This is a genomic window from Pedosphaera parvula Ellin514, assembly GCF_000172555.1.
Classification (GTDB): domain Bacteria; phylum Verrucomicrobiota; class Verrucomicrobiia; order Limisphaerales; family Pedosphaeraceae; genus Pedosphaera.
Window position 1 is genome coordinate 16,139 of the sequence record NZ_ABOX02000055.1, and the last position, 21,244, is coordinate 37,382.

11 protein-coding genes are annotated in these 21,244 nt (G+C 53.8%); 5 read left to right on the top strand and 6 right to left on the bottom strand.

All coding sequences use genetic code 11. The features are described from left to right. On the bottom strand, positions 1–1,032 hold the full coding sequence (gene tdh / locus CFLAV_RS27150; protein ID WP_007418101.1) for an L-threonine 3-dehydrogenase: 1,032 nt from the start codon (positions 1,030–1,032) through the stop codon (positions 1–3). A gap of 371 nt (positions 1,033–1,403) precedes the next feature. On the opposite strand from tdh, the gene CFLAV_RS35235 reads away from it, so the two are divergent. Next, positions 1,404–1,745 carry a hypothetical protein gene (locus CFLAV_RS35235; RefSeq protein ID WP_150107623.1) on the top strand — a complete coding sequence of 114 codons (342 nt, stop codon included), beginning with the start codon at positions 1,404–1,406 and terminating at the stop codon, positions 1,743–1,745. A gap of 111 nt (positions 1,746–1,856) precedes the next feature. Here CFLAV_RS35235 and CFLAV_RS27160 read toward each other — a convergent pair whose 3' ends face one another. Beyond that, on the bottom strand, positions 1,857–2,624 hold the full coding sequence (locus tag CFLAV_RS27160; protein ID WP_007418103.1) for a hypothetical protein: 768 nt from the start codon (positions 2,622–2,624) through the stop codon (positions 1,857–1,859). Positions 2,625–3,150: 526 nt separating this feature from the next. Between CFLAV_RS27160 and CFLAV_RS27165 the strand changes: the two genes are divergently transcribed. Next, positions 3,151–3,366 (top strand): hypothetical protein, encoded by a 216-nt coding sequence (locus CFLAV_RS27165; protein ID WP_150107624.1) that lies wholly within the window; start codon positions 3,151–3,153, stop codon positions 3,364–3,366. Between the two features lie 60 nt (positions 3,367–3,426). Here the strand turns inward: CFLAV_RS27165 and CFLAV_RS33265 are convergent, their stop codons facing one another. The 3 genes from CFLAV_RS33265 to CFLAV_RS33270 all read right to left on the bottom strand — a co-directional run bounded on the left by CFLAV_RS33265 (position 3,427) and on the right by CFLAV_RS33270 (position 12,181). Next, on the bottom strand, positions 3,427–5,751 hold the full coding sequence (locus CFLAV_RS33265) for a PAS domain-containing sensor histidine kinase (protein WP_007418105.1): 2,325 nt from the start codon (positions 5,749–5,751) through the stop codon (positions 3,427–3,429). Positions 5,752–6,105: 354 nt separating this feature from the next. Further along, complete coding sequence (locus tag CFLAV_RS27175; protein WP_007418106.1) at positions 6,106–9,081, bottom strand: DUF8740 domain-containing protein; 2,976 nt, start codon at positions 9,079–9,081, stop codon at positions 6,106–6,108. A 283-nt stretch (positions 9,082–9,364) separates the two neighbouring features. Continuing rightward, complete coding sequence (locus tag CFLAV_RS33270; RefSeq protein WP_007418107.1) at positions 9,365–12,181, bottom strand: FG-GAP-like repeat-containing protein; 2,817 nt, start codon at positions 12,179–12,181, stop codon at positions 9,365–9,367. A 379-nt stretch (positions 12,182–12,560) separates the two neighbouring features. Here CFLAV_RS33270 and CFLAV_RS27190 point away from each other — a divergent pair, with 379 nt between their 5' ends. The 3 genes from CFLAV_RS27190 (at position 12,561) to CFLAV_RS27200 (ending at position 20,070) form a co-directional block, all read left to right on the top strand. Beyond that, the gene (locus tag CFLAV_RS27190) at positions 12,561–13,727 is read left to right on the top strand and encodes a hypothetical protein (protein ID WP_007418108.1); all 1,167 of its coding nucleotides are present in this window, start codon (positions 12,561–12,563) and stop codon (positions 13,725–13,727) included. Further along, the gene (locus tag CFLAV_RS37040; protein ID WP_160164673.1) at positions 13,654–19,308 is read left to right on the top strand and encodes a LamG-like jellyroll fold domain-containing protein; all 5,655 of its coding nucleotides are present in this window, start codon (positions 13,654–13,656) and stop codon (positions 19,306–19,308) included. Before CFLAV_RS27190 ends, CFLAV_RS37040 begins: the two co-directional genes overlap by 74 nt. A 366-nt stretch (positions 19,309–19,674) precedes the next feature. Continuing rightward, positions 19,675–20,070, top strand: a complete 396-nt coding sequence (locus tag CFLAV_RS27200) for a hypothetical protein (protein ID WP_040550405.1) — start codon at positions 19,675–19,677, stop codon at positions 20,068–20,070. Positions 20,071–20,272: 202 nt separating this feature from the next. Here CFLAV_RS27200 and CFLAV_RS27205 read toward each other — a convergent pair whose 3' ends face one another. Further along, positions 20,273–21,121: a hypothetical protein gene (locus CFLAV_RS27205; RefSeq protein WP_150107625.1), complete on the bottom strand. Its 849-nt coding sequence runs from the start codon at positions 21,119–21,121 to the stop codon at positions 20,273–20,275. Positions 21,122–21,244 lie beyond the last annotated feature (123 nt).

The window sequence follows — 21,244 nt, forward strand, 5'->3', positions numbered from 1 at the left end:
TCAGGCTGACTTCCAATCAAGAATCACCTTGCCGGATTGTCCGGAGAGCATGGCGTCGAAGCCCTTTTGAAATTCGGTATAATGGAACCGATGAGTGATGACCGGACTGATGTCCAGGCCACTCTGCAACATCACCGTCATTTTATACCAGGTTTCGTACATTTCGCGGCCATAAATGCCTTTGATGGTGAGCATGCTGAATACGACGGTGTTCCAATCGACGGCGATTTCCTTTTCAGGAATACCGAGCATGGCGATCTTTCCGCCGTGGCTCATATGGGCAATCATGTCGCGAAAAGCATCAGCATTACCGGACATTTCAAGGCCGACGTCAAAGCCTTCCACCATGCCGAGTTTTTTCTGCACTTTTCCAAGGCTGGTTTCCCTGGGGTTGATGGCGAGGGTGACGCCCATTTTGCGGGCGAGTTCAAGGCGGTAAGGATTGACGTCAGTGATAACTACGAACCGGGCTCCGGCATGTTTTACGACGGCAGCGGCCATGATGCCGATGGGGCCGGCGCCCGTGATAAGCACGTCTTCGCCGAGCACGGGAAAGGAGAGAGCGGTATGAACGGCATTGCCGAAGGGATCAAAAATCGCGGCGACATCGCGATCAATTGAGGGATTGTGATGCCAGACATTGGTCATGGGCAGCACGAGGTATTCGGCAAAAGCTCCGGGACGGTTTACCCCAATGCCCTTGGTATCGGCGCAGAGGTGACGGCGTCCAGCAAGGCAGTTTCGGCAATGGCCACATACCACATGTCCTTCACCACTGACGACTTCGCCGGGAAAGAAATCTTTTACATTGGCGCCTACCTCCACGATTTCGCCGACAAATTCGTGGCCGACCACCATGGGAACGGGAATGGTTTTTTGAGCCCAGTTATCCCACTTATAAATATGAACGTCGGTTCCGCAGATGCCGGTGCGGTCAACCTTGATCAGCACGTCATTGATGCCGACCTGGGGCATGGGCACGTCTTGTAACCATAAGCCGGGTTCTGCCTTGCCTTTGACCAATGCTTTCATCGATTGAGGTCCTTTGTAATATGTTACGGGTTTTTTGCCACAAAATCCAGCTGCCTTGCGTGCAATAAAGCAGAAGTAATGTCCAATAAGGTGCACAAACGAAATTCAATATGCAAGACGCAATTCCAGTATATTACCATAGCCAATCTGTGGACTCCTGCTGCCAAACCTTCCTGACCTGCTTTTGTGAAAAACCGCCCACGTTTTCGCTTTCAAGTAGGTGAAGAAGAGTAGGCGTTGGACTCGAATGGAGGAGCAGGGGGAAACGGAGGGGGGTTTTTCCCTATTGAGTGAATATAAATCAAAAGAAAATTGATGGGTTAGGTTGAACACAATTCATTATGAAAAAAACATTCATTATATTAGCGGCCATGTCCTTAATAACAGTTGGCTACAGTCAAAGCAGCGGGTCGAGCAGTTCCGATCCAAGCAGCAGCGGGTCGAGTAGTCCCAGTACCAGTAGCAGCAGTAGCAGCGGTGGTACGGGTGCGAGCAGCAGCGACTCGACGGGTTCAAGTTCGAATATCGGAGGAGCAGGCGGGATAGGCTCCAGTTTGGGCGGAACCAATGCATATGGCACTAACACTTATGGGACGAATGCAGCTGGAGGTACCGGCCCGAGCACCGGAGGGACAAGCGGGACTGGCACCAGCGGCTCCACAGGCACGAATGCTCCGAGCAGCAGCGGATCGCCCAGTGGAGGGACGCCATAAGAAACCGGAATATTGTCACAGCCAGGGACAGGCTGCGAAGTTTTAAAAAAAGCAATGCGGGTGCAAATGTAAATTTGCACCCGCATTTTTGTCGGCGAATAGAAGAGGAATTTATTTTGGCTGCTGGCTCGATGATGAGCCGGAGGTGTTTGTGGAGCTTGAGGAACCGGTGCCGCCCTGAGCTTCCGGCTTGGTTACCTCAACAGCGACCGCCTGGGTTTGGACGATGGCAACCTGATCGCCCTGTTTGAGTTGATCAAACTCCTTCACGGCAGGGTCTACCTTCAAATGAATGGAAGTACCTTCAGGACTCTTCAAGGTGAGGGTTCGATTACTTTGATCAATGGCTTCGACGGTGGCTGTTTTTTCGACTGTCTCCGTCATGACAGCGGCAGGTGCGTTACCGGGAGGTGCAACCCGGGCAGTATGGTAAGCGGCAGTTGCGGGTGCTTCTCCGGGCTTAGTCAGCATGATTGCCACGGCGTCCAGAGCCTTGACTTTTACCTGGTCGCCAGTCTGGAGTTGATCGAAGTTTTTAACCCTTTTGTCCAGTTTAACCGTCTTCGTTTCACCATCCGGGGTCTTCAGTGTGACCTTCCGCTTTTTTTTGTCGATCGATTGAATCGTGGCCTGCCATTCAGTCATGTCTGCCATAACAACGCCGGGCTTGCTATCGCTGCTGCTGCTGGCGCTGTCACTGCTGCTGCTGGCGCCTGTGCCGCCACTGCTGCTCTTATCGGAACTGGAACTGCTCGGACTACTGCTGCTGCTCTTATCACTGCTACTTGAGCTGCTGGGATCCTCCCTTGCGATTGCAAACTGTGGCACCGCGACAGCGAATCCAAGAACTGCTGCCATGTATAACGCTTTTCTTTTCATACTTTTCCTTTGTTTGTAGGCTGAAAATTCATTTTCAGCCTGGCACCAGGACGCACCGATTCGCGAGGACGGACGGCGCCTGCCAAGGTGTCTTTTTTCTCTCCTTTGTTCTGAACTTGCCAGATTGCTGGTAGTTGGCGCAAAAAGTTAGGTCACGCATTCAGTCCAGTCAAACGTCGCTGAGCCGTTTTCTTCCAAGCCTCTGAACATCAATACTGATTTACTGCATTTATTAAGGGACCCGCTTGCAAAGTTTTTTTGCAGGTGATGACGGATACGAAATAGCCTGGAAGATGGTGAGCATCTGCTGTTGCTGCGCGCTTCAGAACCAGTGGCCTAGTCCATTGGGAGTTCACCCTATATAAGAGATGCTTGCACTTGGTAAAGTCAGGGAGCATGGTTTTAACGCCATTCTAATGCCGGTCCTGGATGGGGCTGGTTTCGTAATTTGAAATGGATTGGGAGTTTTCCGGTGGGAGTCGCGTTGAAAGAGCACAAGAATCGTGCTTGGAAGATAAATAAAAGTGTGAAAACCAGCGCAAAGCAGATTAGAAATTACGGCTCGCAATATGGTCTGGCGATTTGGGAGGTGTCCATTGAAGTTGAAGCGGGTAAATTTGTAGCCTGTAATATGATTCACCCGGCTGAACCAGCGCCAACTGCCATTCTCGAGTATTATCAATGGAATGGAAATAATTTTAAGCCTTTACCCACTGCCATGAATCAACCGCGAGCCAGTTGAACAGGTGATTTCCGGGCGGGTGATTGGAACGAAGGCATATCCGGGCGAAAAATGAAGCAGTTACTTACTGGCTGGCAACTCGATCCAGAGGGTGGTTCCCTGCTGGGAGCGGGATGCCACTCCCACGATCCCGTTCATGCGTTCCATTGCCTTTTTAACGATGGCCAGGCCGATGCCTGTGCCGGGGATTTCCTTGCCGTGCAGGCGATTGAAAATCCCAAATATTTTGTCATGGAATTCGGGTTCTATGCCGATGCCGTTATCCTGAAAATTAATGCGCACATGGTCATTCACAAACTCGGTCCAGATATGAATTGCGGGTTGCACTCCAGGAGCCACAAATTTCAGGGCATTGGCAATTATCTGAATGGAAACCTTTGTGAGGAGATCCTGATTCCCCAGAACACGACCCATGGGGCGTGAGAGGGTTATGCGGGCGTTGTTCGCAGACACCTGTGACTTCAACCAGGCTGTTGCAGCACTAATGCAAGGTTCCACGTCCAAAGGTGAGCAGTGAACATCCATGTAAGCCAGTTCCCCATATTCCAGAAAATCAGAAATCAAGGCATCCATTCGTTTCGTCGCCCTCACAACCTCATTGGCCAGTTCGCGACCTTTTTCATCAAACAGCCGTGCATAATCTTCGACCAGCGTAGTGGTAAAGCCGTCAATTGCCCGGAGAGGGGCCTTAAAGTCATGAGCAACGGAATAAAGACAATTCTCCATGGTATGCAGGGTTTGTTTTAGTTCCACAGTTCTATCTTCGACCCGTTCTTCCAATTCATGCGTGTAGCACTCCAGGTTCTCCTTCGCTTTTAGCAATATTGCTTCAGTCTCTTTCCGTTCGGAGATATCCTCAACCGTCGCGACGTAGCCTACGACTTCATGGGCAGGAGAAAGAATGCAACTGGAGAGCACGCGCACCCAGTGGATCCGGCCATCGCGTCCAAGCAGTCTGTGTTCATGACACCATTTTTCCCTTTTTTTCAATGCCTCCTTCCAGCCAATCATGACCTCCTCCAAATCCGGTGGGTAGATTGCCCTGGTCCAGCCATGGCCGAAACTTTCCATGGGTTTCAGACCGGTAAGGTTTTCCCACACTGGGTTTACATAAACGGCCCGGCCTTCGGCATCCATGTGGAAAATGGCCATTGGAGAAGATTCCGCCAGGACGCGAAAGCGTTCTTCACTTTCCTCCAAGGCATCCATGGCAGCCTTGCTGCTCGTAATGTCTCTGAAAAACCATACTCTGCCATAATACTGACCGCCGTTGCCGTGCACGGGTAAGCCATAATGCTCCAAGGTTCTGCCATCCTTAAGGCAGATCTCATCGTGCACCCTCATATCGGGGTCTTTGTATGCCTGCGCCACCCGTTGACTGAAAGCTTCGGGGTCGCGTATGCAACTAACGGCCCATTCCAGAGCCACGTGATTGGAGCGTGAGTCAATAATGTAGTTTGGGAATTTCCAAATTTCCCGAAAGCGATGATTGAAGTAGAGAATCTTTTGTTCGGTCGAGATCAGAATGCCATCGGGAGAGGTTTCACTGAGTGCTTCGAGCAGAGCGCGTTGATACTGAACTTGTTCTTCAAATCGTTTATGTTCCGTTATGTCCCGGATGATCAGGGAGAACCCTTTCATTTCTCCTTGATCACTTTTCAACAGGGTAATGACCATCTCGGCCAGAAACCGGGAGCCGTCCTTCCGCTTGAGCCAAACTTCGGTCTGGGTTCGTCCTTTCTCCCTGGCAAAACTGAGTTCCTGCGCGGGCTTGTTCCACCGGATGTCTTCATCGCTAAAAAAGCAGGAATAATTGCTTTTCCAAACCTCAGAGGTTTTGTGGTTTAGAATGCGTTCGGCACCGATGTTCCAACTGGAGATGCGGCCGTCCTGATCGAGGAGGATCATGGCACATTCCTGGATGTGCGTTACCATTAAGCGAAAAAGTTCCTCCTGCTCTTGAAGACTGGTGTCCAGTCGCTTGCATCGGGTATGATCGCTGATGATTTCCAGCACCGAATCGACCGTTCCGGAGGGCGAGAATTCGGGTATAAGCCGGTTGTGGAACGAATGCGTTTGGGAGTGGGATTCAAGTTGAAAATCGAAATGCGACTGGCGATGGTCCGCGAAGACATCCTTCAGGTGTGTCTCCCATAAAGTGAGTAGTTCATGAGGCAACCCCATTTCGGCAACGGTTTTTCCCAAGGAAGAACTTAAAGGGATTCCAAGCAAAGTCTCGATGGCGGGATTAACGTAGAGATGGCGGAACTCCGGATCCAGACGAGCAATGACATCCGGTGAATGTTCAAGGAGGCTGCGGAACGCGCTTTCGTTCGGGAGATCGTGTTCGCCGACCAATCTACCGTTATATTGTTCCTTTTCCATATCCCCTCCCAATGGGGGTGATTCCCCATAAGTACACTAATAGCTTTTATAATTTAAATCTGTAGAAAGATTAATATACTTAATGCTGAGGAAAAGTCATCCGGGATTTGGGAATCGAAGGCGGAGTTTTAAGAGAATCAAGCGTGTGCGCCGTCAGATTTCGATTAATTTTGCAAGATCACTGTAGTTTTGGCGCGTCCCATCATCATTCCAAGGAAGTGGGAAATTCGTACACGCTGGCCGGGTTAAATAGCCGGGCAGAATTGCCGATAGAGCTTCATTTCGCGGAGCCGCTCGCCAATGATTTTGGCGGGCGGCACGAGAGTGGCTCACGAGCACCCAAACCGCAGTCTACTATTTTACTTCAAACGTTCCGCTGGAGCTGAGCGGCAGGAACACCCCGGCACCGATGTGTTGAAGTTCGATAGTGCCGTATTGCGGCGCATTTAAGTAACCGGCAGTTCCCACCGTGGTAGTGGGCACCGAGGTAGGGGAAGAACGGTAAACTCGATCGTAAGTACCTCCGAACAGCCGGGTGCCGTCGCGGGAAGAAGCAACCGTGGTCCAGATCTTGGCATCCCGGGCCGTCCAGGTAACACCCGCATCGCCGGAAATGTAAATGGAACCGCCACTGACGGCTGCAAGGAGGCGATTGCCGTCTCCCGAGGAAGCGACTGCCTGCCAGTATTGCGTGGTCGATTGCGCCGTCCAGTTTGTTCCGCCATTGCTGGAGGTGTAAATTTGTCCATTGACCACCGTTGCCACCAGTTTCATACCATCGGTGGAGGAAGCCACTGCCGACCAGTTTCGAGCAGCATCCCGTTGTGTCCAGGTCGCTCCCGAGTCGGTCGACGCCCAGATGTTGCCACTAGAGAAGACGGCGCAGACGCGTGTTCCATCTGCCGAACAGGTGATCGCCCTAATATTGCCGCTGCTCAATGACGTTGGCGCCCATGAGGCTCCCGAATCGGTGGAGCGATAAAGGCTGGTTGAATAACTGCCTGAATTACCAGCATAGAGGCGTGTCCCATCGTCGGATGAACAGACACAAGTGAAGTTATCGTCGCTCGATCCGTAATATTTCTGGTTCCACGAAACCCCTGAGTCGGCTGAGGTAAAGACGCCACCTTGGTTGCCGCCGAATCCGCCGTTCCCCTGCGCCACGGCGGCCAGATGTGTGCCGTCGGCAGAACTGGCCACTGCCAGGAATGTCGCGGATTGTGAGTTGGCATGAATCCAGTTATTACCACCGTCCGTTGACGTGAAGAGTTGATTTTGACTGACGCCGACGAGACGCGTTCCGTCGGCGGAGCAAGCAATCGATTGCCAACCACCGGAATTGACAGAAGGAATCCAGACCACGCCGAACTGTCCGCCAATCTGGCTGGCAAGGATGGACTGTCCTGTATATTGAGCCAGCTTCCAACCAGCGCTACCGGTGCCAGCGACGCGGACGATTTCTCCGACGTTTGGCGCTGTCGGCAACGTCACCACCACCTGTGCACTATTATTTGTTAATAAATAACCGTTGTTGCCGACGGCGGTTTGTGAGATTCCCGAAACCACGTTCCATTTAATCACCCATGGCACGTTCGTCAGGCCGGCGCCATTTCCGACAAAGTTCGTGGCGCCAACGGTGCCGTTAAAGTTCGCATTGGCATTCAGGCGTGGAATGTTTGCCGAAAGAATGGAATCGTTGGCGATTCCGCTGCTGATGTTTGCGGCATTGAGATCCGTCAGGCCGGCACCGTTGCCACTGATGGTGCCGCTCACCGATCCTGCCACGGTGCCGGTGAGAGAACCAGAACCGCTGAAGTTGCCGGTGAATGAACCATTGCCGGAGGAGGCATTTACGTTCGTGAGTCCCGAAGCGTTACCATTGAATGCTCCAGTGAAAGAACCATTGCCGGAAGAAGCATTGACGTTCGTCACACCCGAGCCATCGCCCGTAAGAAATGCCGCGCCGACGCGAGCGGCCTGAATAAAGCCGGGGGTGTTCACGGCGGGCAATTGAAACAAGAGCACAACTTCTCCATCACCATCCGGGTTTGCGGTCCCGCCAAATCCCGCCGGAGATACATAAAAGGAATCATTAGTGTTTCCGGGGATAAAGCTATTGCCGGCGATGATTGCATCTCCGTACGAGCCGCCACCGCCACCGCCGCTGTTGCTGAAATTTTGATAGCCGCCACCGCCACCACCGCCGTAGCCGCCACCGCCACCACCGCCGAAATTTGAGCCCGCACCAGCACTACCACCCGCCTGGTTAAGAGATGCTATCCCCGTGGTCGTGGCATTGGCCGCATAGTTCTGTCCGGCGTTCGGAGCACCACTGCCACCATTGCCGTCATAACCACTCGTCGTTCCGTTACCTGTCGGGGTCGGCGAATTCCCGCCCGGCGCGCCGCCACCATCGTAATCGGCACCGCCACCACCCGCGCCAGCCAATGCTTTCAAGACATAGGAGCTACCGGTGAAATAAAATACGGAACTGCCCTGGCCGCCAATTCCACCTGCACCGGCGCTAAATGCTCCAGCTGCATTACCGGATCCAGCACCGCCGCCCGCGCTTCCTCGCTGGCCGACGACCACGGTAAAGACTTGTCCGGGTGTGACTGCCAGCGTCTTCTGGACATAACCGCCGCCGCCGCCATTCGGCGAGTGGACCGCCCGTCCGCCGCCCGCGCCCCAGAGCTTCGCCACCATTTGCGAAACTCCCGCCGGCACTGTCACCGTGTAAACACCGGCGGCCGTCCAGCGATTCGTAACGCAAGTCGTATAACCTTTCACGGCGAGGATGTTTGTCGATAACGCGGCATCTGGAATGGTGCCGGTCACTTGCGCGCCATTGAGGTTGGTCAATCCGCTTCCGTTGCCGGTCAACAACCCAAGAATGTTGGTGGCCTGCACCGAGGCGGCGGAGGCTGCCGTCGCAGCTGTCCCAGCAGTTGGTGCAAAAATGGCATAGGGCGTCGGGGTGATGGGTTGGAGCGGGGAGAGAGCGGTGAAGCCGGTACCGCCATTCGTCTGCACGGCTATTGCGAGCCAATAATTGCTGCCGTTGAAAACGCCTGCGCCGAAATCGAGCGTCGCGGTGAACAGGCCGTTACTGACGGCAGCGGCGCTGTTGGTAAGTGGCCCGGCAATGGCGTTGCCGTTGATGCTTGAGTCAAACAAAGTAAACACCAGATCAAAACTGCCATTGGCGGGAACGCCGTTATTTTGCAAATGGCCTTGATAGCTAAACGCGGTTCCTTGGGCCGAGGTTGACAGAGGGGTGAAGTAAAGTTGGCAGAGGGCAAGACAGGAGACGAGATGTTTTAATTTCATGGTTGAGTCTGATTCGGCCGGTACGTCTTTTGAGTTCGATTCAAACGTCGAATCAGCGGCTGTTCTTGGCCATGGAAGAGCCAGCACCCGCGATTTGTGTAAGGAAAAGAGCGATGCGGGTCAAGGAGGAACACTTTTACTAGGTAAAGGGTATACAGCGACTCAGAGTGGCTTGAACGTTTGACGGCCTGTGGTGGTGCAGGGTTACCATCGTAAGTTGTTTGAAGATGGAAGGTTCCTTGAGAATAGGAACCTTCCCGTATGTGAAGATGTTAATGTCGTATCATGGAGCGAATGAAGTGCCGGCTTGCGGGGAGGTGCTTAGTTTGCTGATGGCCGCTTTCAGTTCAGCGACGGTTTTTTCGAGGGTTTCGATGCGGGTGTCGCGTTCAGATAAGAGTTGGCGCATTTGCTGCACTGCGTTCGTTGAGGTGCCTTCGTGGGCTTTTACAAAGCAGAGGACAGTGCCGGTTTGTGTGCCGCGGCTTAGGTTCTCAGCAGTAAAGTTGTCCAAGGCGATGCCGATGGTTGAGCCGGTGCCGGTCGAGCGCATCGCGATGCCGGGAATGGAGGATGGGGCGAGGGTATCGCCAATGTGGACGGGGCCGTTTTCCAGGGAAACCTTGACGGGGACGCGTCCGGCGAGGACGAGAGGTTTGCCGGTGAGGGGAGCATCAACAGATTTTCCGTTCGCATTGATGATGAATCCGCTGGTGCCGTCAGAGATAACGCCGAGGATGCCTTGGTTGTCTTTGCCGCAGCGGATGACGCTTTCGCGGCGCAAGGGATCGGCGCAGACGATGTCGCCGGCTTCCACATTGTCGGCGGCAGGAATCGTCTCGGCGAGATCCGGCGTGGTGCTGGCGAGGAACGAGCCGACGGCCCGGACATTGCCGGTGTTATCAATCGACATGCGATCACCAATCCCGCTCTGCCAAAAGGAGGCCTTGCCGTTTAAGGCATAAAAAGACCACTGCCCATAGGTAGCCACCCCACCACGATCGTAGATATTAAGTTCGGCATTGGGGCCGGTGGAGATGAACATACCGCCGTAGACAGTGCCATTGGCGATGATGTTGCTGTTGACCGTCAACGTTCCGGCTGCCGTATTGATGTTGCTGGCTGTCACCGTTCCAGACACCGTGAGATTGGTGAGGGTGGCGCTGGATGTAATGATATTCGCGGGCAACTGGGCCGTCGGCACCGTTCCAGTGGTTAACTGCGAGGCGTTCAGGTTGGTCAAACCGCTTCCGTTGCCAGTAAACGTGCCGGTAGACGATCCAGAAAATGAACCAGCAAATGAGCCACCCAATGTGACACCGTTCTCGGTATTGGTCACTACTGCAGTTGGTAACCGCGCCAGCGGAACTGTACCGGAGGTAATTTGGCTTGCATTCAAGCTGGTCAACCCGGTGCCGTTGCCGGAGAAACTTCCATTATAGGCATAGATGAATCTCGGCGTGTTCGTCAGCACAGTCAGAGTGTTGGCATTGTGATTCGCACAAATCAAATCCACCAGACCGTCACCATTGACATTGGTTGCCACGACTGACACTGGAGCCTCGCCCACATCGAAAGTATTGAAAAGGCCAAAATGCCCGGTGCCGTTGTTGGTCAGGACCGTCAGAATGGTGCTGCCCGAATCCGCACAGATCAAATCCACCTGACCGTCGCCGTTGACATCCGCCGCCGCAACCGAATACGGCGTTGGTCCCGCGCCCAGTGTAGAAGAAAGGGCGAAATGTCCCGCACCATCGTTGATCAGCACACTCAGCGAGCTAACACTCATGTTCACGCTGATCAAATCCACCTTGCCGTCACCATTGACATCCGCTGCCGTGACCGAACCCGGACCAAAGCCCACGCCCGGCGAAGCGGAAAGGACAAAATGCCCCGTGCCGTCATTGGTCAGCACGGTGAGGGAGTTGCCACTAAAATTCGCACTGATCAAATCCGCCTTGCCATCACCGTTGACATCTGCCGCCGTAACGCCAAACGTTCCGCTGCCCGCGCCTGGCGAAGCGGAGACGGCAAAATGCCCGCTGCCGTCATTGGTCAGCACAGTGAGGGAGTTGCCACCAGAATTTGCACTGATCAAATCCACCTTGCTGTCACCGTTTATATCCGTCGCGATAACGCAATGCGGAAAACTGCCCACGCTCAGCAAAGCCGAAAAGATAAATTGCCCGGTACCGGTATTAGTAAGCACGGTGAGGGTACTGTCATTTTGATTCGCACTGATCAAATCCACCTTGCCGTCGCCATTGACATCCGCTGCCGCGACTGAAGTCGGAGCGACTCCCACGCCCAGCGAAGCCGAAAGGGCAAAATTCCCCGCGCCGTCATTGGTCAGCACTGTCAGGTTGCCATTTTGATTGTTAGGGCCGTTATTTGCGCAGATCAAATCCAGCTTGCCGTCGCCATTGACATCGGCTGCCACGACCGAATTCGGACCAAGGCCTGTGCCCAGAAAAGCGGAGCGCACGAAGTTTCCCGAGGGGAGAGCGGTCGCGGCGATGGTGCCGCTGGAATTAACGCTCGCCAGATTGATATTGGTCACGCCGGCACCATCGCCGCTAAACGTGCCGGTCAAATTCATTCCGGTCGCATTGTTGGTCACCACCGTTGGCGGCAATTGCGCCAGAGCAATCGTGCCGCTAATGTTCGTCGCAGCAATCGAATCGGCGCTGGCCGCAGTCTGGGCCGTGCCTGCATTGGGAGCGAAGATCGCGTAAGGGGCTGGCGTCACCGGCTGAAGCGGAGCCAGCATGACATAAGGATTTACGTTGCCATTGGTGCGCGCGCCGATTTGCAGCCAGTAATTGCTGCCGGTGAAAACACCTGCGCCGAAATCGAGCGTCGCGGTGAATAGGCCGTTACTAACGGCAGTGGCGCTGTTCGTGATTGGCCCGGCAACGGTGTTGCCGTTGATGCTGGCGTCAAACAAGGTAAACGTCAGATCAAAACTGCCATTAGCGGGAACGCCATTATTTTGCAAATGGCCTTGATAGCTAAACGCGGTTCCCTGGGCCGAGGCTGACAAGGAGGTGAAGAAAAGTTGGCAGAGGGCAAGACAAGAGAAGAGATGCTTTAGTTTCATGGTTGAGTCTGCGTCGGCCGTACGTCTTTTGAGTTTGATTCAAACGTCGAATCAGCGGCTGTTCTTGGCCATGGAAACGCCAGCACCCGCACTTTCTGTAATTAAAGGGGGTGTGCTAGTCAAGGGCGAACGCGAACTCTTCCTTTCTAAAGCGCAAGAAGTGCGCTACGGCTCACAGGGCCTTCGGGTTGGTTTTATGAGGAAGATTGGGATTCAAATGCTGCAAAGATTTTTGAGGGTTGGACGATGTATGCCCACCCCTCGTTGAATTGTAAACAATGATTCGCGAGACTTTTAAAAAGTCTTGATCTCATGCGTAAGCTTATTAATCATCGGTGAGTTTTGGGTGTTCCAGTTCTCGTTGTAATCATTTTGGTTCATGAAAAAATTAGTTGTTGTCCTTTGTGCGATCTTGGGCGTAACAGTCGTATTCTTGACGAGAAAGCCGTCATCCAGCAATGCGGTTACCGAGGTTCCTATACCACTCACCACGACTCAAGCGACGTCCTCTCCAAAGCAGACTGTCCAGAAGCCGTCGGCGTCAACGCGAGATTCAAAAGCGGTCGGCAGCGTCGCTCCCGGGGCTTCGCAACAGTTCGCGGCATGGCTTGCGGTGTTTGATGCGAGGTCGGCGACGCCGGAGAAAATAGCGATAGGCCAAAAGCTGGCGGAGGCACGACGGGAGGAGATGAAGCAACTTATGCGCGACAATCCGCGTGAGGCTCTGGCACAGTCGGTTTCGTTGCATCAATGGGAGGCGTTGCCGCAATCAATTCGTGAGCAGGTGGAGAAACCTTTTAGCGAAATAGCAGATTACGATGTTTTATCTGATTGCCGGTCGACGGATGAGAAGCGGGAGTCGACGATGGCGACGCAGTTTGTCCGGGGTGAAGGCAAGGTTAATGTTTTTGGGTTATTCGAGGGAGTGCCATCCAAGACCGGTCTGCCGGTGCAAGGGATTTCGTTGGATGGAGAAGTGGTGTTGCGGAATGAGGTGTTGCAGGTGTTGGATGACGCTGATGCAGCAGCTGCGAGAAAGATGTTTGCAGAGGGGAATCCGGCGGATGAATCGTTGGTGACGGGTAAGAAGATTTCCGGTGGGAAGATTACAATACTGTGGGGCGGGAAAGTGTTCACTTTCGCGAGCACGGAGGAGTTGAATGAGGTGGAGAGCGCAATGGAGCAAGCGAGGGCGCAGGTTGGGCCTAACACGATGCAGGCCGTGATGGGGGTATATGCTACTGCGGCGTGGGGAGGGACGGGACAGAGCAGTGGTAATCCGACGACGATCAAGCCGCTTTCGTTTAATCCCGCCTGGTCAGCAACGCCCAAGAAGGTGCTGGTGGTACGCGTGGATTATACGCCACCAGCAAGCAATCCTTACACATTGACGATGCTGACCAATCTTTATGCGTCTGCGTCTAATTGTTACCTTGAGATGTCGTACAGCAATACCTGGTTGATTCCGACTTATGCGACGCAGGTGGTGCAGTTGCCCCATCCCGGCGAGCTATTATTTTACGAACAGCACTTACACTGCCAATAGCCAGGGGAATCTTGTGATTGTGGAAGGGTTGGCTGCCATCATTGCGGCAGGGTTGCAGACAACCAACTACGACACGGTTCATTTGCTCGCGCCAGATCCGTTGTCCTATGGAGGGGCGTTTGCGGCGATCGGGGGAAATTTTGCCTGGTTTAATGGCGTCATGCCGACCAATGTGATTGTACATGAGACCGGTCACAATTACGGACTGGGCCATGCAAATTCCATGCAGGACTTTACGTCAAGTTGGTTGCTCAGCCCCAAGAGATCCAATGGTTCGTGGGTTGGTTCTGCGGAGTATGCTGACATTTATGACATGATGGGAGGCAGTGGGCCGCACGCACCGTTTCCGAATAGTCATTTTCATGCCCGAGCCAAATATATGCTCAATTGGATTCCGCCTGGTCAGGTGGTGGATGCGACCACCAATGGTGTCTATCGCATCTATTGCTTTGATCATCTGGAAACGCGTGCACTGGGGAAGCCAATGGCATTGCGTCTGACGGCAAATGGTGTGGAGATCTTTGGTGGTTTTCGCGAGCGCTACGCGAGTGCGCCTGATACGTCTGGGTTGTGCCTCGTGACAGGGGATGATCTATCTCGTGGCGGCCCGTCTCAATACCTTATCGATACCGTTCCTCTGCCCGTTGTGAGCAACAACGTGGTGGTGAAAGATTTAGAGGACTCTCCGCTGGGGGTTGGTCAGTGGTGGGAAGATCCTTCGGGAACATTTCGTCTTCACACGGTTGCTCTTGGTGGAACCGGAGCGAATGCTTATGTGGATGTACAGGTGGAGAAGCTCGACAGCAATCCATTACAACTTTTCACGGATGCCACACTGCGCACGAACGGATTGATGGGGAGTTACGTCAGTCGAAACCTTATGGCGACCAATCAGTTGGATTGGCGTGGGAATCAGACTATTTCGGGGCGGCGCGTGGATAAAACCCTTGATTTTGGGACTCCAGACTGGGGCAATAGTGCATCTGTTGGCATTACAGGTGGAAATGCCACGAACTGGGATAACTTTTCCGTGCAATGGGATGGCGTGCTCGTGGTGAACCAGACAGTTGATGTAGTTCTGCGCAGTGATGATTGCAGCCAGATGTGGATTGATCTGAACCATGATGGCGTCTTTGCCACCAGTGGGCCGGAGTTCATTAATAACAATTGGGGCATTGGTCAATCAGCAACCGATTCCGCAGCAACGACGTTGAAACCGGGGACTTATGCGATACGCATCCAGTACGTGGAAGGCGGAGGAGATAATGTTCTGAGATTGTTGACTACTGTGGAACCCTTTTCCGTGTATGCGGATGCCAATCTGACGACAAACGGTTTAGTGGGTAGTTACGTGAACACCAGCCTGCGCAGCGTTTCGGCGCAAACTGACTGGCGCACGTCGCAGACCATCGCTGGAACGCGGATTGACGCGTATCCGGGGTTCTTCGACAGCGGCTGGGGTGATCGCACGACACTCCATCTCACGGGAGGAACCACCAATACCGATTGGGAAAATTTCTCGGTGCAATGGGACGGGTGGATTCAGGTCACGACGCCGATGACATTTGCTTCGCGCAGTGACGATGGCTCGCGGTTCTGGATCGACTTGAACAAAGATGGATCGTTCGGAAGCGCGGCACCGGAACTGGTGACCAATCACTGGGGTGTTCCAATGTCGGGAGAAATTTGGAGCGGCATGACTCCGGTGGTTAATCCCGGTAATTACCGCATTCGCATTCAATATGAAGAAGGCAGTGGTGGAAACACGTTCGTACTCGCAGGACAAAAGGCGTGGACATCGCCAAGTTGTGCCGGCGGACAGACTTTGATCGTGGACACGACGGCGAGTGAAGGTCCTGGGTCTCTTAGCGAGGCGATCAATACTTTGAACCAATGCGGCAGCGGAACTATCCAGATTACTGCTGCTGGCACGATTCATTGTCCACCGTCGTTTAATCCAGCCATCCAAGGCCAGATAACGATTCAAGGACCGGGTGCGGGTTTGCTGCAACTGAGTGGTACGAATGCCCTGGGGGTGAGCAGCAATCTGTTTACGGTGGCCACTAATGGTTCGCTCATGCTCAGCGGGATGACATTGGCAGACGCGAACGGCATTTTCAACAGCGCCGGGACGATCAATATGACCAATTGCACACTGGCTAATTTCGGGCCTTCATCGTCGGGTGTGGGTGCAGCGATTTATGTGACGGGGACACTGCGGCTGACGAACTGTGTTTTTGGCGCGCTGAAAGCATCCGCGACGAACGGCATGTTCGAAGTGCCACCGGGACAAACACTGGTATTGACGGGCTGTGGCACCCTGGGATTAACCAATGGATTTCTCTGCAACTTTGGGACGACAGTGTTGAATGGTTTCACGGCGCATGATGGTGGGGCGGTGCGTGTCGGTGAAGGGTCCATGATTTACAATGCGGGTTCGTTGGTAGTAACCAACAGCCTGTTCACCAATGCTTTTGCGACTGGCGGTGCGATCGAAGTCGCGGCGAGCGGCACATTGACGGTGGCGAACAGCACGTTCTCGGGTGTGAAAGGCGGCGCGATTTGCAATCGGGGGTTGACGATTGTGAATGGAACCCTGCTGACCAATTGTGTCTCTGGTATCATGCGAACTGGTGGCGCCATTTACAACGCGGGCTCTTTGCGGGTCACGAATTGTGTCTTTTCAGGGAATATTGCGGCGGGCGGAAATGGCGGAGGTGTTACCTCCGGTAACTGGGGTGGAGGCGGGGGTGGAGGCGGAGGTTTCGGTGGTGCCATTCATAATGAAGCCGGCGTTACTGTTGCACAAGGCTGCACGTTTCTGAACAACCAGGCACGTGGCGGTGATGGCGGACATGGAGGTGTCGTCGCGAGTTATACGATACCTTATCCTGGCGGCACAGGTGGTTCTCCGCAAGGTGGCGTGGCACCAACAGGTAACTTTGATTTACCGGCCACACCTGGGATTGTAACGGGGGCGGGAGGCAGTGGCGAAGGGAGTTGGACCATGGGTTTCCCAGTTGGCGGCGCCGGTGCTTTCGGCGGTGGCGGCGGTGGCGGCGGCGGCAGGAACTATCCGGCCAGCTATCCTTTTTCAGACGGCGGTGCTGGCGGCACATTTGCAGGCAACGGTCATGGAAATGATGGATCCTATCCTGGAGGCGGTGGTGGTGGTGCGGGTGGCGGTGGTGCCATTTGTGTCCTGACCGGCTCGGCAAGGGTGACGTCCTGTACGTTCTACGGCAATTCAGCAACGAATGGAATGGGAGGAGGGGGCGGTGGAGGAGATGGCCAGCCCGGACAGGGCCTTGGTGGCGCAATTTTTAACGTCGGTGGACAGCTCGCCATGACGGGCAACACTTTTGCTGGTAACAGAGCCGCGACCCTAGGTGACACGGTTTATGAGCTGGTGCAGCACTCGCCGGTCTCGAGCGGATTGGTCGCGTACTGGGATTTCAATACTCCCGGAGCCAACACGAACGTCAATGATGTGTTCCTGACTTTTAGCGGAACCCTGCGGAACAGTTCGAGCAACGCCTGGGTGAGTGGAGTGCTGAGCAATGCGCTCTCCTTTAATGGCACCAATGCTTACGTGTATGTGCCGACTTCTCCCTTGTCCACCAATGGCACGCTCTCGGGCGCGGCCTGGGCGTGGGCAGACAGTCGTGGTGCCTGGGCTACGATCATGAAGAATTGGGGATCGACCCTGGCCGGGCAATTTCACTTCGGGCTGGAAGATCCCACTGGCCGGTTGAACCTCTACATTCAACAACAAGATGGGACGCAAGTCGGTTTGAGCGAGCCGGCACAGTTTCCGACCAACTCCTGGCAGCATGTGGCGTTTGTAGCCGATGGGACAATGCTCCGATTGTATCGCAATGGAGTTCAGGTGGCCGCGACGAATTACGACGGCACGCTACGCACTCCTTCGCCGGTGACGCTGCTTACCATGGGCGCGAAGCTTAACGACGCGGGCACCGCTCCTGATCCCAGCAGTTTTTGGCGCGGCAGGCTGGATGAAATGGCCATTTGGACCCGTCCGCTGGGCAGCAACGAAGTGATGAACCTGTACCAGGCGGCGGGATCGAAGCTGGGCACAATGGCATACGCCAATTTGCTGGCGGTGACGCTTCCGCCAACGATCACGAACACAAGCAGTGCGGTTGTGAGCGGAATGATCAATCCAGGCGGGTTGAATTCACTGGCGTGGTTCGAATGGGAATCGATTTCTCCGTACGCCGGCTATGCCACGCCGCCAGTGCTGGTGAGCGGCACCAACAATGTGAATATTACCAATGTCCTCAATGGATTGCAGGTGGGCGGGAGATACGGTTATCACATTGTTGTCAGCAACGCATTTGGTGTGGCGGTGGGTACAAATTTCTCCCTGCCATTCGGAGCGCCTGTCGTCGTTACGCTTCCTCCGTCACAAGTCACTTATGATACGGCGGTGTGGCACGGGACAGTCGATTCCGGTGTTCTCCCGGCAAAGGGGTGGTTTGAATGGTATGTAAACGGGGTAGGCACGACGAGCGCGCCGGTGGTGATTCCTGCCTATTCGGATACCATGCCCTTGGATTTGTCTGTTTCAAATTTGATCATTGGTGGAACTTACCAGGTCAGGTTCTGTGCGAGTAATTCCCTGGATGTGGCCTATGGCCAGTACTATGGCACGAATCTTTACAGCGCCGGTTCATATCCGGCCTTTAGCGACAAACTGGTTGCCTACTGGCCTTTCGATGAAACGAATGGTTTCGTTTTACATGATGCCAGCGGTTCCACGAATGATGCCACGATAATTACCACCCGTCCGAATCCAACATGGACCCCGGGCATTCTTGGTGGTGGATTGGAATTAGATGGGACCGAATGTGCCATTGTTACCAATTATCCGAAGGCTACAACTGCGCTGACTTTTTCAGGCTGGGTTTGGGCGGAGTATCCGCCTACCTGGGCAACGATTGTCAAGAATTGGGGTGACAACCAGGCAGGACAATTCCATCTGGGAATGCTTGAGGGGCAGGGGTATGTCAGCCTTTACTCGGGGGATAGTCCAACCTATGTGCGGGACCCGGTTATGCCCATGGGATCATGGCAGCATTTTGCATTTATCATCGAGACGAATTTGATTGCTCTCTACCACAACGGGGTGCTTAAAGATAGACACCTTTTGGATGTCAATACGCTGCTGAATAATAATATTCAATCGCTCGGTATCGGGGCGAAACCATCGGATGATCCTGGCTCTATCTCTCAACTCACTCCTGGATATTGGTCCGGCAAGTTTGATGATTTCGCTCTTTGGAACCGTGCGCTGACGGATGATGAAATCGCCTTGATTTATCGTTCCGGCAGTTTTGGCTACAGCCTCAAGTCACTCATGGCGGCGCCACATATCACAGTTATGCGTAGTGGAAGCAATCTCAACCTGGGCTGGCCAGCGGGGTTGGTGGGTTATCATCTGGAGCAAAGCCCGACTGTGAATGGTCCAAATTGGACGGCGGTATCGGGTGTGACGACGAATGGCTACACGGTGCCTGCGGCGGGGAGTGCGATGTTTTATCGGTTGCACGGTCCGTGATGGGGAGTCGTTGCTGCGTAAGTGTCTCTGAAGTGGGAAGTGCGGCGATGGTGGTCGAACGGTCGCCCGCTTCGGGGCTGGATTCATTTTTTGGTGCAGGTTCCAGGGGCTTACGCGCCCTGGCTAATGACTGGCGTCCCTTTGGGACTTGGGGATAGAGCGTGGTGGAGGGAAGGTGGCATGGGGGGGGCGGCAAATAGGTCTTGCCATGTGTTCGAAGTCGGAGGTGACGCGGCGCTGGGGGGAGCACTGAGGGTTATTTGGGGGGAATCTTAGCGGTTTCCATGGTTCGCGCGAAGAGGTTATAACTGGTGGTGGGACTTGTTGTTGGGTGCAATGGGATTAGTTTATTTAAAGGTGGGAAGCATGAATACCGCTATCTCAAAACCGCCGGAACACTTTGAATTGCTTGAGGGTTACGCATGTTTTAAGCCCATCGGTGCACCCTGCCTGTCGGAGGTGGTGAGGTTGATTTCCCAAGCGGTTGCCTATGCGTATGATCATAAAATACCCAGATTGCTGGTGAACACAAGCGGGCTCACTGGCATATACCAACCCACCATCATGCAACGGTATGATGCCACGCGCGAGTGGGCATCACAGGCCAGGGGATTTGTAAAGGCGGCGTTGTTTGCCAGACGAGAGGTGATTGATCTGACAAACTTTGGAGACAGTGTCGCCTTCAACGCCGGGCTTTGTGGCAAAGCGTTCACTTCCGAGGCTGAGGCACTCGCATGGCTCCTGGACGATGAGACAGGGTGATGGGCCGAAATTGTGAACCTTCCCCTGGTGGGGCGCGACGGGCGGGGAATTGGTTGCGTCCAACCTCACCCCGCTCCGCTGGCATTTCAGAGGCTTTTCCCTCATTGCAGCCAGTGAAAGTTTCGGTCGCGGTGCTACCGTACCCAGAAGGTGGTACTAGGTCAATCGCCCGTGCGAGCTCTCCATGCCAATAAAAACAAGCCTATTTTTTAATCTGTGGGGACAGTGCCTTATTTTTCTGTTCCTCCGGGATCGCGTTGGTCTGGCCAGGTGCCGAGCTTTGTGTTGGTGCACCGCCCTCAGGGAGAGTGGATATCCGCGTGACTGTTAGTTCGACCACTTGAGCCACGTGTAAGTCCTCACGATCTTTGCCTTTCCAATTGGGGGTCATGAGCTTTAAAACCGCCCGTGCTGGAAATACAATTCCGTTTAGGTTAGTCGTTTCAAGTAATTGATAACTCAGTTCGTTAAATCCTTTATCAAACGGAGCACCATGCCGAATAATCTTGGTCTCAACCTCCCCATTAGCTGCAACTTCGATATCGAGAGTCACCCCATTATTCGTGATGTTTAAATTCGAAAGAAAAGCACTTCCCGGTTTGAGATAGCTGGCCGTGTAATACCCTTCGTTCTGAGGATGGTTGAAAATATCTAGGCTGTCCCTACAGTTTGGGATAAGAGGAAATCTGCGAATTCGCTTGCCGTCAATCAATGGCAATTCCGGCTTCGGACAGATACTCAACCAGAACGCAAACAGTTCAGTATTGCCAGCTGTAGGAAATGCAAGTGGACAGACAACAGCTTCTGTTTTGGATTTGCTGGTAAACATTATGTAGCTACTTACGCCACCCGGAACCTTCCTGAAGTACTCGGCAGCTGGGCTATGTTCCTTTGGATTCTTGTAATTGAGTTCAGCCTGCCACCACCCATTGCTATAACTAAAAACGGCATTTCCTTCGGTTTCCCAGTAAGGTGTCGTTTGGCCATGCCTGACAACCTTTCGCGTAATTTTCGCCTCGGCAACAAAAGGAGGCACAGCTTCCTCTGCCATGGTGGCTGGCACTGATCCGAAATTGAGCGCAACTATGATGAGAACCCACATCCAGGATAGGGCGTTCCATCTAATCCTTGGTCGCAAGTGAATCATGTCGATCACAATTTCTGGCGGAAAGAT

What these genes read in the sequence shown, in the direction of transcription:
- tdh (WP_007418101.1), bottom strand. Translation starts at nt 1,032, where the DNA reads ATGAAAGCATTGGTCAAAGGCAAGGCAGAACCCGGCTTATGGTTACAA.
- CFLAV_RS35235 (WP_150107623.1), top strand. Translation starts at nt 1,404, where the DNA reads ATGTCCTTAATAACAGTTGGCTACAGTCAAAGCAGCGGGTCGAGCAGT.
- CFLAV_RS27160 (WP_007418103.1), bottom strand. Translation starts at nt 2,624, where the DNA reads ATGAAAAGAAAAGCGTTATACATGGCAGCAGTTCTTGGATTCGCTGTC.
- CFLAV_RS33265 (WP_007418105.1), bottom strand. Translation starts at nt 5,751, where the DNA reads ATGGAAAAGGAACAATATAACGGTAGATTGGTCGGCGAACACGATCTC.
- CFLAV_RS27175 (WP_007418106.1), bottom strand. Translation starts at nt 9,081, where the DNA reads ATGAAATTAAAACATCTCGTCTCCTGTCTTGCCCTCTGCCAACTTTAC.
- CFLAV_RS33270 (WP_007418107.1), bottom strand. Translation starts at nt 12,181, where the DNA reads ATGAAACTAAAGCATCTCTTCTCTTGTCTTGCCCTCTGCCAACTTTTC.
- CFLAV_RS27190 (WP_007418108.1), top strand. Translation starts at nt 12,561, where the DNA reads ATGAAAAAATTAGTTGTTGTCCTTTGTGCGATCTTGGGCGTAACAGTC.
- CFLAV_RS37040 (WP_160164673.1), top strand. Translation starts at nt 13,654, where the DNA reads ATGCGACGCAGGTGGTGCAGTTGCCCCATCCCGGCGAGCTATTATTTT.
- CFLAV_RS27200 (WP_040550405.1), top strand. Translation starts at nt 19,675, where the DNA reads ATGAATACCGCTATCTCAAAACCGCCGGAACACTTTGAATTGCTTGAG.
- CFLAV_RS27205 (WP_150107625.1), bottom strand. Translation starts at nt 21,121, where the DNA reads ATGGCAGAGGAAGCTGTGCCTCCTTTTGTTGCCGAGGCGAAAATTACG.